Consider the following 13,374-nt stretch of genomic DNA (forward strand, 5'->3'; position numbering starts at 1 on the left):
ACACTCCTATGACTGGGGGGATGGCGTGCGTACTTGGTAAGGATCGTGTGCGCGGTAGACAGCAACCAAAACGTACATCAGTGCCAACGCGAGGGCGCATCCGTAAACGCCGCCGGTCCAGATGCCTGTGGGCAGGAATACGGCAGTGAGCAAGGCGGAAAGCAAAGTGCTTTTCATGAGCAACGGATCGCGGCTCCTGCAGTAGAGACGCAATGCCCCCATCTCGGCGATGATCCGTGCGAGCGTCGCGGCGAGCAAGAGCCAAAGCAAGGCTTGGTATTTGATAAGGAGGGGGCGGTCTAGATAAGGCACGATGAACCAGACCACGCATGCAGCAGCCAATCCGAGGAGCGTCGCCTCCATAAGGGCGCTCCGCGTGGTCTGAATGTCGAGATCTCGGAATGCATCATCGTCTCCAGCCTGAAAAGCAGACACGAGGTGAGGCCGTGCAAATGACATAAGCCCAGAATTCACGAGATTATATATGGCCGTTCCGACTTGCCAGAAAAAGAAGTACACGCCAGCAAGTTCGAGTGACAGGAACGCGCCAACGAGATAGCGGTCGAGATAGATTGTGGCTGTCGATGCCAGACTATTTCCATAAAGAAGTGCGGATGCGCGAATGGATCGGCGAACCCGCTCAATAGAGGGAAGGTGAAATGCCGAGAGATGGGATCGAAGAAACAATGTGATCAGAATCGTCGCGGCTACGCTGCCGCCCAGCCAGAATGCCGACAGCGCATATATCGTGCGCCAGGCGGGCTCGAAGTATGCAGCAACTATGAATGCGATCGGCCACGATGTCGAAAGGACGCTCAGCACCACATTTGCCGCAAATGGGCGCCGGAGCTGAATCAAAAAGTCATAGCCGTCCATAACCAAGTGTTCGCCTGCCACGAGGCCAACAACAATAACAGCGAGCCAGGGGATCACGTCCGCCATCGCAAGTGCCGCGGCGATCATGAGCGCAAGAGCGTACAAGATGACGTACGGCGAAAAGTATCCCGAAATGAGCAGCGACTGTTCGGTGTGGCTGACGTCTGTCAACTCGCGCGCCACTTGGCGATTTAAACCGAGGCGAAGAACGATCGGCAAAATTGCGACTTGCCCCTGAAGCAGACCATATATACCGAGATCGGTCAGCGACATGAGTTTCGCGATGAACAAGCCGAGAAGGAACTTGCTCGCAATGCCAGATATGCGCATCGCAAACACGCTAAGCCGCAACACTGGCGATGACATTGTGAGTGACATCAGTTCTGACGCTGCTCCGTCGGATCGCCGTGAATGAATTGGGCGGCCTGTGCTGACAAAATTTCCAACTGAGGTCGTGGAGACCCGTCCTTTGCTGGCGAAAGATTCAAAGGATAGTCGTCGGGCCACCAGTCGCCGCCGGCCCACGCGGCCCAACCCATCCAAACATCACGGTTGTCGCGCATGGTGACACAGATGTTTTTCAAAGCGGCCAACGATTGCGGGTCACGACCGGCACCAAACTCTCCAAGAAATGCTCTAATTTCGTTTGCGCGGGCCCAAGTTTGGAACTTGTGCAATCGGTCCGATCCCACGTCGGGTCCCACAACATCCCCGGTCTTCCCCGAGGAGTCCTGATCAAGGTACTGATGGACCTCAAGCACGAAGTTTCTTTCCGGATCGACGACCTCCGCCATCAGGTCGTTTCCGGAAGAAAACCAAGAATGGGCTCCGGTGTAGTTCACGCCCGGAACAAAGACGAGTTGCTTTGCTTGGCTCGCTCGGATGGCCGCGAGCGCAACATTGGCTATCGGCAGCCAATTATACGCGACAATTCCAGTTGGCTCGTTCATCAATCCAAAGATGATCGAGTTATGATCTCTGAACGCGGCAGCGAGCCGCCCGCAAAAGTCGGCGAAAGCTGCGGCGCTCACAGCTTCCGATCCGATGACGTGTGCTTCCTTCCAGTCGTCGGTCTTAAGGCGGCGCTGCGCATAATTATGAGTGTCGAGAACAACTTTGAGGCCGGTAGCTCTCGCGGCGTCGACGGACGCCTTCAGGCGTTCCAACTCTTGCCGATCTAAATCCGAGTTGAGTGCCGGCTGCAGGCGTTCCCACCGAAAAGGCAGGCGCACGAGATTGAAATTCCTCTCGGCGAAATAGGTGAAGCTCTCCTTCGAAGGATACGAATAGTCGGTGCCATATCTTCCCGGTAGCTTTCCGAATTCGCCGCCCGCGATATTGACGCCCGCGCAGTAGGCAGGAGAATTTTCAGACAGCGCCGGTGCGTTCAAAGCCTGCGCGGCGATCGCAGCGGCGCCCGTGGCAATCACAGTTCGGCGCGTTGGTTTGAGAACCATCTTATGCTCCTTTTAACGCGGGTATTTGATTTCTTTCCGCGTCGCCCCCCGCCTGGAGGGCGCCTTGGATGAACCACAGGAGCGCGGCGGTTTTAATTGTCAGAAGCGAATAGCTGACCAACATGGACAGGGTGAGGTAGATACAGAGCGCGTGCGTAAAGCGAACCTGCTCCGTTGTCTTCTCGGAGACATGCCACGCGATGAAAGTCCAAAGCAGGATGAGGCCCGGGAGAGATTGCGTCACAATAAGATAGGCAAGGCCGCTATCAACCGTGGAGTTGACGAATTGTTCGGAGATTCCAAGAAGGTCCGGAAGTTCGAACCGATGAATGATTTCGACCGTTCCGGCCAGTCGCCCTGCGAAATCGTCCTCTCCAGATTTTAGTCCGAAGAGACCCGCGGCAGAAAATAACGTAAGCCCTGCCAGCGGAAGGTAGATGATCGCGGAGTACGGAGGCAGGTACGGCGTCACAAACGCTGCCGCCAAAATAATGACCGAGGCGAGTACAGCGAGCCGGCCGTCGCAGCCCATAAGCAATAGGACGGTCGTGACTGCGAGATAGATTGTGGCAGGCAAGCCAATGCGGCGAAAGCATGAGGTCGTAAACGCAACGATGATACTGCAATAATTTCCCAACGATACCGGCTCGAGAAATATCGATGACATCCGCAGTTCGTTGACCCATGGAAAATAGCGCGCATTCGGACGCGTGGCGCTGACGAAGAGATCGGAGTTCGAATTGTAGAACTGATCGGCGCGGGTTCCGCGGGTGTTTATGTAGTATTCCTGAATTTTGAAAATTGCCGAGTGAATGTCCGGCAAGAACGACTCGAGCAGAAAGACCGCAAGCACAACTGTTTGGATGAACAGCACAGTGCGCACCAGATAGCGTTCTGACGATGCCATTCCCAGGAGCAGAAACACGGGGATGATCATCACGTCGCGGATGTATTTGGGTTGCAGCTCTCCGGTGGCGATGGCGCGAACAACACCGAACAGGAAAATGAGACTCATTACGACGACGATAGGCGCCATCTCAGGTCGCCATCGAAGCAGTGCAACCGCGAGCGCAGTGGCAGTCAGCATCCCCTCGACGAGCATGACGAGGGATGGCGTGAGCGCCATCACGTTCGCATTCACGACGGCCAGCCCAGCGTTGAACATGATGGCGGCGATTACGATGGCGGATGGGGCAACGTCCAGCAGCCAACTGTTTGCTAGGCCGGATGAACGAAAATTCGCATTGCTGTTCGATAGGCTGGTTACGTCGCTCATGGCGCGAAGCCGGTGCGACGGTCGCGAGTGGCAAGATGCAAGAAAACGATATTTCCCACTACATAACGAGAGAACAGTCGGCGAGGCTCGAGCGCTAAGCGATACAACCACTCGCATCGGGCACGGCGAATCCAACCTGGTGCCCTTCTGATGCGTCCAGACGCGAAGTCAAAAAGGGCGCCGACGCCGAGCTGAAGTGGTACCGGGAGATCATGGCAGTGCTTGTCGATCCAGATTTCTTGAAGTGGATTTCCCATGGCGACGAGAAGTATGTCGGCTTTGGAGGTCTTTATCTCGTGGCGTACAAGTTGGATGTCTGTTTCTTGCGACAAATATCCGTCGCGGGCTCCGACGATGGAGTGGCGCGGATATAAAGCGGCAAACCGGGCGGCGGTGGAGCGGACAATTTCCGGGCGCGCGCCCAGCAGGAAAATGCGCAATTTATGCCGCGTATTGGTCAGATAGTGCGGGACAAAGTCAGTTCCGTTCAGATTGGCGGGAAATCGTCTGCCGAACTTCATGCGGCTGGCGATATCAACACCGAAGCCATCGTTGAGAACAAGAAAGCGCCGTAGCGCCTTACGTAAATCGGGATTTCGTGCCGCTAGGCGAAGCGTGTGAGCATTGGCAAATGCTATGCGCTGTTGAAAATTCTGGGCGACGGCCTGATCCAACGCATCGACGGCATCATTGCGCGACATCACGCTGATTTCAACGCCTAGCAGTGTGCGTGTCTTGTGACCGACGACACGCTCATATTCGTTACGATATAATTGCTCGACTTGTGCCCAATCATAAGGCGCTGCTGCCGCTATAGCTGCAGATCGCAGTTCGGTGTAGCGCTCGGAAGATGCCCGCATGAATCTGAGAAGATTATCGGCTGCTACTTCTGGCTTGTCGAAATTTGTGAGAAGCCCGACGCCGGCGCGTCGCAGGATCGCTTCGAAGCTTGGAATTTCATTTGCAATCGGTATGAGCCCGGCAGACATGGATTCGACGAGCGTCAGCCCAAATCCTTCATACTGGGACGCCGACGCGAAGAAGCTGCAGGTAGAAAGTTCATCGGCAATCTCTCCGTCATTTCGGTCGGTCAGAATTTTGATGCTGCCGTCGCGCAAGCCGTCGGCGCAGGCCGCCTCGATAATGCGTAGCATTCCGTCACTATCGTTTCCGATCAATACGAGACGGGCATCCGGGATCGCATGGCGAACGCGGTCAAATGTGTTGATGAGGTTCAGAATGCCTTTGTGCGCCGCGAATCTACCGAAATACGCGATCTTAGGTTGGTATTCTCGACTTGAGACATCTCTGAATTTTTGGATGTCGACGCCATTTTCGATCGCTACAACACGTTCACCCGCGATTGTGCGGAAGGTCTGAGCGTCGTTCTCGCTGCAGGCGATGACGCGACGGTAATTGCGGACCGAGGACTTTGTGATGGTCCTGAAATAGAAGCGCTTCAGGTGTTGCGCAAACGTCGTGTGGAAGAACCCCCCATGGGTCGTCAACACCATTGGTTTTCTGTGCCATGGCACGGTGGCTGATAGAAAATCCGCAAAGAAGTCGACACCGTGAACGTGAACCAAGTCGAAATCTTCAAGGTGCGACAAAACTTGCGGCGCAAGTGGGTAGCGCCGCGAGCCACGGAATGGAATTCTCCTGACAGGAATATCTTCAACGCAATCGCGTGAAGGAAGCACCGTGTCGAGATCTTGAAAGCGACGGTTGAGAGTGAGCACCTCTGCTTGCAGCCCAGCTCTCAGTTGGGCGCGTGCTAACGACAGCACCATATTTTCGAGGCCGCCCACGGCCGGATGAAACTGGCGAACGACATGCAATACACGCATGGACAACCTCCTAGAGCCAACGGGACGATCTCAAGCTGACCGCAAAACCTCCAACGGAGCCTTGTTGATGATGACGCCTGCTGCACGGATGCCAACCGCAGGCGACGTTTTAAGCGCCCGCATGAGTGTGAAGGTCGATGTGGATCCCCACTCCGCGACGATTACGCAGACATCGAGTGAAGTCGCGACGGCCTCGGCATCCGCGTGGTTTGTAAGCTCGGGCAGATCACAGATTATGAGATCATAGCTGCCGCGCGCGCTGGTGATCAGCCTGTCCAGCTCAGGTGATGCCATCAGCACAGCGGGCCGCACGTCATCGGAAATGCTGCGTTCGCCCAGAAAATCAAAGCCGAATTCGGTCGTCGTGACATTGTCGACGAGATCCGTAGGGTTCTTTAATGCGCTCAGCAATTCTGTTGCCGGCGTGCCGGTCAGTCCGCGCGCAAGTGCGGGTCGATGAAGGTTGCCGTCCATTAAGAGAACGCGTGCGCCGCCTTCAACACCGAGCACCGCGAGGTTGAACGCGAGCGTTGATTTTCCCTCGCCGTTGCGCGTTGAGGCAACGCCGACAACACATTTGCCGTTATTGAGGTTTTCTCGCAGGCGTAGAAGAATACTGCGCAATCCGTCCTTGTCGTCATGCAAAAGAAGTGGCGGTTCAGCGCCGTTCTTTGGATACAGTTTGCGGCCGGGCACAAGCGAGACTACGCCAAGTACAGGTAATCCCAGGCTGAGCTCCAAATTTTCTGGAGTGCGAACAGGACGAAGAACGAACTCGCGACGGGCAGCAAATGCGAGGCCAATGAAGCTGCCACCCAAAAGTGCTGCAGCAAGTATCGCCGTACTGAAGGTGGGCGAAGTGCGTGATGCGCTCGCCCGCGTCAGAATTCTTGGTCCCGTCGCGGCCATGGGCTCGGCGTTGAGCGCGTTGGCGTACTCACTAAGAGTCTGCTGATGAAGCGAGCGATAGGTGCTTGCTAAGGCTTCGAGCTTTTTGCGTTCGACGGGTCTGCTGGGTCCTGCCTGTGCCTGTTCCTCTGCGGTAGCCGCACGTTCTTGCAACGTATCGAGGCGTTGCTGCAGCTCCTGCACCGCTTGTTTTGGCCCATTTCCGATCGTTTTTTTGTAATCCTCAATGTAAGCATCAAGCACGGCATTTACGAGCTTCGCGGCGTTATATGGATCGCGCGACGCAAGCGTGATTCTGATCGCGGATCCCAATGCCACGGGAGATACGGTTAGAAGGTCCTTGATCTTTCCGATCGTCTTGAGTCTTTCGGCATCCGTCTCCGCGACAGATGACATCTGTTGCTGCTCGCTACTGGCGAGGGATGTTGTCAAAAGAGCCGGCTCGGAAAACGCCGGACCGTTCGCTTCACCCCAAAACGCGAGCCTGTCGAGTGTTTCGGAAATAATGTGATCGCTTTTGATTGTCTCGATCTGAGCCGCGACGAAACTTTCTCGTGCATCGGCATCCGACGCTGTGACGCTTGCGTTCAACGATGGCAGCAAGACTTCGCCTGTCACGACGTGGCGGCGTTGTTCAGTGCCAAGCGCTAAAGCTCCTGCAGCGAAGCCTAAGAGTGTCCACGTAATGATTGTTCCACGGCGCCATCTGATGGCAGCGCGCCATGCGGATAAATGTATCTGGCCGTAAGATGGAACGTTAATGCGATGCATCAGGTCGCGTCCGACTTTTACACGTCTAGAGCAATGACGTCAGCGGATGGTGATAAGTAGACAACGCATCGAGCGCGTTCGCGGAAGCGAACAAAACGTCGCATTACATAGTATTTTCATGAGAGTAACATTGAGTGCGTTGCACCATAATTGTGCCTCATGGTCAGTGGAGAGGTTGCCTCTCGATCGGCAACTCACTTGCCTTTCACTCATCTGGATTGCCGTTAGTGCGCAGTCCAATCGAACCAGTCAGTGTGCGGAGACGGTATCGATGGCCTTTCTCAATCGTCCTCAGTCTTTGTCTTTTTCCGGTGCCGAACTTGCCTCGTCGCCGAGCACCAACACTCTTGGAATTCAACTTGCAATTAAGCGCGCGGTCGATGTTTTTGCCGCGTCAACACTCATCGTTGTGGCATCGCCGATCCTTCTTGGGGCGGCGCTGGCAATCAAAGTGACATCGCGCGGACCGATCTTGTTCAAGCAATCTCGCTACGGTTTGAACAACGAGCTTTTCGGTATCTACAAATTTCGCAGCATGCGAATTGATTTGGGGGATGCCACAGGCGTCAGACAAACCAAAGCTGACGATCCACGCGTCACAAGTGTTGGAAAAATCCTTCGCCGCACCAACATCGATGAATTGCCGCAACTCTTCAATGTTCTGTTCGGCGACATGTCTCTTGTCGGACCTCGTCCGCATGTTCCTGGAATGCGTGCGGGCGGTCTACTCTATGAGGAGCTTGTTCCTCATTACTTCAAGCGTCATCGCATGCGTCCCGGAATTACCGGCTTGGCTCAAATCAATCGATTAAGGGGCAGCACGACGGACGCAAAATTCGCCAAGGCGCGTATAGAATACGATCTCGCCTATGCTGAGAGCTGGTCTCTTTTTCTGGATTTTCGGATCCTTTGGCAAACTTTCAAATCTGAGGTGTTCCGCGGCACCGGGAGCTGAGGCAGCAGTTGATGAAAAAAATGCGTTTTGTTTTTCTATGTCTGCCGATCCTTCTGGCTACGACGAGCGCAAGCCTGGCTGACGATAGCTATCGTATTCAGCCTGGCGATAGCATCGAGTTCAGCGCGGCCTCGGCACCAGACCTCAAGACGCGCGCGACAGTCGACATCGATGGGCAGATCAATTTTCCCCTCGTTGGGGAATTGAAAGCCCAGGGCATGACTGTGTCTGAGCTCCAAGCGAAGGTTCGCAGTGAGGTATCCTCACAAGTTCTCCAACGCCGTTCGAGTGATGGCCGCCAACTCTCAGTGATGTTGGCGGCTGATGAGATATCGGTCGTTATCGCCGAATATCGTCCGATCTATGTTAATGGCGACGTCTCGCAGCCCGGACAACAGTCATTCAGGCCCGGAATAACCGTTCGCCAAGCTATTGCTCTCGCGGGTGGCGTGGATGTCATGCGGTTTCGAGCGCAGAATCCACTTTTGGAGGAAGCCGATTTCCGAGCAGACTACGACGCCCAGTGGACGCTGTTTGCTACGCAGCAAGCGAAGATTCTGCGGTTGAAAGCGGAACTTGCAGGGAAAGCCAACTTCGATCCCAAGGCACTCCAGGCAACGCCGATCTCTGCGAGCAGTGTGAAGAATATCGTTGACCTAGAGGAGGCTCAGCTCTCTGCACGCAATAGCCTCAACAAGAAGCAAAGCGACTACTTGCAGTCAGCGATAGCGACCGAAAACGATCGTATTTCGGCACTCTCTCAACAAGAGGACAAAGAGAAGCTTGGTGTCCAGGCGGATACTGAGGAATTGGAGCGCGTAAAGGAGCTGTTCGGACGACAAACGCTGCCCATCACGCGGGTCATCGAAGCTCGTCGCACAATTCTCCTGTCATCGACGCGGTATCTGCAAACCGTAGCGCAGCGAGGCGTCTCCGAAAGGGATCGAGCGGACTTGGCCGCACAACTTCAAAAGCTCCCTGATGAACGACGCCAAGGGATTCTGACGGAATTGCATGATGCGCAGCTTGAATTGAGCCAAACGCGCGCGCGATTGCAAGCTCTTGGCGATAAGCTGATCTACACAGGGCTTGTTCGATCCCAACTTGTGCGCGGAAATGGCGGAGAGCCCAGCATTCTAATTCATCGGAAAACGGATGCCGGCGTCAGTAGCCTCAAAGCGTCACAAGATGAGGAACTGAGACCGGGCGATGTCGTTGATGTTGCGCTGCGCTTCCCCGAGAGCAGTGCGCCTGCTCCGCAAACCGATGAGAAAAGATCAGAATAGTGCTGCAATTTAATCAAAACGTGCGTGAGCTGAGATCGCCTCGTTGGTCGATCGGCGAAATCGCGAGCGTGCTTAAATACCAGCATAGCATAATCATCATTAGCGTGATTGGCTGCCTTTCCGCGGCGCTGTTATTTCTCGCGGTTACGCCCAAAAAGTATATCGCGACAGCGGTTCTTCTTACCGAAACCCGACAGGCTCCCGATGACGACGCGGCATCGAGCGACGCTGTTGTCGACAGCACGGTTATTGAATCGCAAATGGAGGCAGTCCGCTCGGGAAGCCTTGCGTTGCGGGTAATCGACGAACTCGGGCTCGCTGACGATCCTGAGTTCGGCAAGCCAAGACCAGGCTTTCTTTCGCGGTTGCTTGCTATGTCTCCGATTGGCAAAAGTCCGGCGCACAAAGCGAATCCACGCGAGATCGCACTAGACAATCTTCAAGCGAAATTGAAGATCGAGCGCATCGGGCGGAGTTACGTCGCGGAGATAGACGCGACGTCCATCGATGCGGAGAAAGCTGCAAAAATTGCGAACGCAATTGCCGACGGCTACATCGAAGAACAACTTGGCGCGCGTCAGGAATCGCAACTGCGCGCTAATAAATGGATGCAAGACCGTCTCGTGGTTTTAAGAGATCAAGCAACGCGCGCTGAGAAGGCGGCGCGAGATGCGACTCTAACCGGTTCCAGTCCGGGTCAGACGGCAGCGTCGGGTGTAGTTCCCGCCGACAACGGAAAAGCGTTAGATCTGGCTGCCAAAGCAAGAATAGCGCGGGCAGGGTACGAAGCCTACTTGAACCGTTACACCCAGGCGCTGCAGCTTCAGAAAGTTGCAATTCCATCGACTTCCGCCCGCGTGCTAACCAGAGCCATTCCACCGAACATTCCCGGTTCGCCGCGCACCACGCTCGTGTTGGCGCTGTCGTTGATTGCCGGCTGCACGCTGGGGACGCTCGGCGCCTTCGGCGCAGAGTTTGTGCAAGCTCCAGTGCGGTCGCGATCACAGTTGTCGACAGCGCTTGGAGTACGAGTCTTCGAGCCGCTTCCGTTATGTAAAGTGCGTACCGGCCTATTCGGTCGCGACAAAGGGATGCCGATTGTACTCGTCGGGAATTCCGGGATCGGCGCGAATGCTGCCGAAAATGAGCTTAGGAAAATCAAGATCGCGCTCAGTCAGTTTGACTTGCAGAAGCCAACTCGCGCGATTGGCGTGACCTCACCGAAATCTCATGATGGCAAGACGACGATTGCGTACAATCTCGCTTTGCTGTCTGCCCAATCTGGAAGTCGAACGCTACTGATCGACGCCAATTTGCGCAATCCGACATTGGCGAAATGTTTCTGCGAGCGAGACGGAGAATTATTTACGAAGTTCATTACAGGCGTAGACGAAGCACTCACGGTCGTACGCTTGGCGGACAATCTGAGCTTTGTGGGGCAGAATAATTTTGCAATACCAGCGCACCCCGCCGATATCCTGAGTTGCGACGCCATGCATCAAGCGCTGCAGCGAGCTCAAGGAAACTTTGACTACATTATCATTGATCTTCCGGCGATGCTCGATCATGTCGATGCGCGCGCCATCGCACCGCTTTTAGATCGCGTTCTTATGGTGTGTCGCTGGGGCAGTCCGATTGCCGATTTGGAGCGGTGTCTTGAGAACGCGGAGGTGATCTCAAGCCGCTTGCTTGGCATCGTGATTAATAAATCTCCGGAGACCCGGAGCAGTGGTTTCGTCCGTCCGATCAAGAAACCCGAACAATCCGACGGAACCGTCGACCGTGTGGAAGCGTGAAAGGTGCTGAACTGAGCGTTCTTTGCTTCAACGATTTTTTCAGCGCCAATCTTGGTGATCGGCTGCTTGGTCGATGTCTTCATGCAGCCTTGCGATCCGAACTGGATTGCGGTGTTGATGGTTGGGATATCGACGGAAAGAGCGGACCCGAGGGCGAACCGGCTACAGCGGCATGGTCTGCAAAAGATGTGGTTCGCACGCTTGTTCCGCGTCGTCTCAAGACGCAGCTTAACGTGCGTCGTGCGCGCAGCCGGCTGCTGTCTCAGTGGAAGACGGCTGTGCACCAGCGACCGGTGTCCGCGATTGTCGTCGGAGGAGGTCATTTAATTACTGCGACGACTGAATACTTCCCCGTGCGTCTCAACGCTGTCGCTGAATTTGCGCGCGAACTGGGTGTCGGTATCCACATACACTCCGTGGGCGTATCCCATCCCAATACGTGGCAGCAGGCGGCCGGCAAACAATTGCACCGCTTTCTGCAGGATGCTCCCATCGCAAGCATAAGCGTGCGTGACGAACAATCGGCCGATCATCTCGTCGCTACCGGCTGGCGAAAGGAAAATATCCGGATCGCGCTTGACCCAGGCTTGCTTGCGGCAAGGACTTTCGAGATTGGGAAGCGCTCGCCCCGTCAGCGTCTTTGCGTTGGGCTTGGCATCATGTCGCCCGCGGTCGTGAGGGCTGTTCGCGATGCGCCGACTGGGATTGACGATGCTTTTTGGGTCGCCGCTGCGGAGCATTTGGTTGCTGCCGGTGTGGACGTCTATCTATTCACGACCGGTGAGGTCGGTGACATCCGTGCGGCACATCGCTTGGGGTCGAAACTCAGCGAACGTGGCATAGCGTACGATGGTTCCGCCATCGCTCCCAGGGACGACGCCGATTTGGTCAGTCGTGTCGCTGGTTTCGACGCCATCGTGGCGCAGCGCCTTCACGCCTCGATCATTTCCTACGCAGTCGGAGTTCCTTCGGTGGGACTTGGATGGGATCCCAAAGTTCGCGGCTTTTATCGATTGACGCGGCGCGTGGATTACTTCTTCGACGACCGAGATGCACAGCCTGATGATATTTCGGTGCGCGTTCTGCAGGCCGCACAAAGTGGTTTAGATGGAGGCCTACGTGATCATCATATCGCTACGTGCGAAGATGGAGTCCGCTCCCTTGCAACTCTGATCGCAAAGGGGAATTGACGTGCGGGTCGTCCATGTATTGGCGGGTAGGCCCGACAACCGGTGCGGTGTCCTCGATTACACGACGAGATTGGTCGATGCGCTTTCACAAATGAATGGTGCAACGGAATGTGCGCTCGTCGATCGATGGTCGCTTAAAGAGACGCTGCGGGTCGCCAGCGCATATCGACAAGATGTTATCCATATACAGTACCCGAGTATGCAAATGGGCAGAGCACCATGGTGGGGGCTTTTGACCTTTTTGTGCACAAACTCTGTGGTGACGCTGCACGAGTTTCGGATATTCAGTGCGGCGCGCAAACTTTATTGCCTGCCAATTGCTGTGGGGGCAAAGCAGATCATCTTTTCGAATGCCGAAGAACGGCGCGCCTTCCTCTCGTTGTATCCTTTTGCGGAGCGTGTGTGCACGGTCGTTCCGGTGGGCAATAACATACCGGTTCATGCCGTTCGCCGAGAGAACCGGCCGCGACGTTTGATCTATTTCGGGCAGATAGGGGAAAATAAGGGCCTCGAGCGTGTCATCGAAGCCGTAGCCGCGCTGCGTGCACAAGGCTCAGACATTCCTGTTGCATTCATTGGAGCTGTCGTTGATCCGGCTTCGCCAACTGTGGCATTTGTCCGTGCGAGTGCCCAAAAAAACGCAGTCGATCTTCGCCTCAACTTGGACAGTAGAGAGGTATCACAGGAGCTGGCGCAAGCTAGTCATGCCTATCTCCCGTTCCCTGACGGCATCACCGACAAGCGGGGGTCTGCATTGGCTTGCCTGAAGCACGGCGTGACCGTACTAACGACGCACTCCGTACAGACGCCCGATTGGCTGCGTGCGGTTACAACTCATTGTTCTGGGCCGCTCGATGCTGTGGCGCACGTCATGGCACCTGAGCCTCCCGTAATTGATGACGCAGCACTTGCCAACGGCTTGGCGGAGCGTGAGTGGCCCGCTATCGCAATCCGCCATCTGGATATTTACGGCGATCTCGCCGCCCGCGGGTGAAGCAATCGCTGAGCCGG

At 55.4% G+C, this 13,374-nt stretch carries 10 protein-coding genes; 5 read left to right on the plus strand and 5 right to left on the minus strand.

The window, feature by feature from the left end:
* Positions 1-6 precede the first annotated feature (6 nt).
* From HYP802_RS0111330 to HYP802_RS0111350, 5 genes are read right to left on the minus strand one after another with little or no spacing between them, the layout of a single operon-like run.
* Positions 7-1,254 carry an oligosaccharide flippase family protein gene (locus tag HYP802_RS0111330; protein WP_013947392.1) on the minus strand — a complete coding sequence of 416 codons (1,248 nt, stop codon included), beginning with the start codon at positions 1,252-1,254 and terminating at the stop codon, positions 7-9.
* Positions 1,254-2,333, minus strand: a complete 1,080-nt coding sequence (locus tag HYP802_RS0111335) for a glycoside hydrolase family 5 protein (protein ID WP_024275751.1) — start codon at positions 2,331-2,333, stop codon at positions 1,254-1,256. The genes HYP802_RS0111330 and HYP802_RS0111335 overlap by 1 nt, the downstream gene beginning before the upstream one ends.
* 1 nt (position 2,334) lies before the next feature.
* Entirely contained in the window at positions 2,335-3,609 is a 1,275-nt protein-coding gene (locus tag HYP802_RS0111340; protein WP_024275752.1) for a hypothetical protein, read from the minus strand.
* Entirely contained in the window at positions 3,606-5,456 is a 1,851-nt protein-coding gene (locus HYP802_RS22910; RefSeq protein WP_024275753.1) for a WecB/TagA/CpsF family glycosyltransferase, read from the minus strand. Before HYP802_RS22910 ends, HYP802_RS0111340 begins: the two co-directional genes overlap by 4 nt.
* Positions 5,457-5,486: 30 nt before the next feature.
* Positions 5,487-6,983 carry a hypothetical protein gene (locus tag HYP802_RS0111350; RefSeq protein ID WP_024275754.1) on the minus strand — a complete coding sequence of 499 codons (1,497 nt, stop codon included), beginning with the start codon at positions 6,981-6,983 and terminating at the stop codon, positions 5,487-5,489.
* Between the two features lie 424 nt (positions 6,984-7,407).
* Between HYP802_RS0111350 and HYP802_RS0111355 the strand changes: the two genes are divergently transcribed.
* From HYP802_RS0111355 to HYP802_RS0111375, 5 genes are all read left to right on the plus strand, one after another.
* Positions 7,408-8,091, plus strand: coding sequence for a sugar transferase (locus HYP802_RS0111355; RefSeq protein WP_029670938.1), 684 nt, complete (start codon positions 7,408-7,410; stop codon positions 8,089-8,091).
* Between the two features lie 20 nt (positions 8,092-8,111).
* Complete coding sequence (locus HYP802_RS0111360) at positions 8,112-9,377, plus strand: polysaccharide biosynthesis/export family protein (RefSeq protein WP_245261531.1); 1,266 nt, start codon at positions 8,112-8,114, stop codon at positions 9,375-9,377.
* Between the two features lie 1,007 nt (positions 9,378-10,384).
* Positions 10,385-11,173, plus strand: coding sequence for a CpsD/CapB family tyrosine-protein kinase (locus tag HYP802_RS23845; RefSeq protein WP_197022724.1), 789 nt, complete (start codon positions 10,385-10,387; stop codon positions 11,171-11,173).
* The gene (locus HYP802_RS0111370; protein ID WP_013947401.1) at positions 11,170-12,363 is read left to right on the plus strand and encodes a polysaccharide pyruvyl transferase family protein; all 1,194 of its coding nucleotides are present in this window, start codon (positions 11,170-11,172) and stop codon (positions 12,361-12,363) included. The genes HYP802_RS23845 and HYP802_RS0111370 overlap by 4 nt, the downstream gene beginning before the upstream one ends.
* A 70-nt stretch (positions 12,364-12,433) precedes the next feature.
* On the plus strand, positions 12,434-13,357 hold the full coding sequence (locus tag HYP802_RS0111375; RefSeq protein WP_155831211.1) for a hypothetical protein: 924 nt from the start codon (positions 12,434-12,436) through the stop codon (positions 13,355-13,357).
* Positions 13,358-13,374: the final 17 nt, after the last annotated feature.

The organism is Hyphomicrobium sp. 802 (assembly GCF_000526135.1).
GTDB lineage: Bacteria > Pseudomonadota > Alphaproteobacteria > Rhizobiales > Hyphomicrobiaceae > Hyphomicrobium_B.

Bases quoted from the DNA above. Each gene is read 5' to 3' on its own strand.
- HYP802_RS0111330 (WP_013947392.1), bottom strand. From the start codon at position 1,254: ATGTCACTCACAATGTCATCGCCAGTGTTGCGGCTTAGCGTGTTTGCG.
- HYP802_RS0111335 (WP_024275751.1), bottom strand. From the start codon at position 2,333: ATGGTTCTCAAACCAACGCGCCGAACTGTGATTGCCACGGGCGCCGCT.
- HYP802_RS0111340 (WP_024275752.1), bottom strand. From the start codon at position 3,609: ATGAGCGACGTAACCAGCCTATCGAACAGCAATGCGAATTTTCGTTCA.
- HYP802_RS22910 (WP_024275753.1), bottom strand. From the start codon at position 5,456: ATGCGTGTATTGCATGTCGTTCGCCAGTTTCATCCGGCCGTGGGCGGC.
- HYP802_RS0111355 (WP_029670938.1), top strand. From the start codon at position 7,408: ATGGCCTTTCTCAATCGTCCTCAGTCTTTGTCTTTTTCCGGTGCCGAA.
- HYP802_RS0111360 (WP_245261531.1), top strand. From the start codon at position 8,112: ATGCGTTTTGTTTTTCTATGTCTGCCGATCCTTCTGGCTACGACGAGC.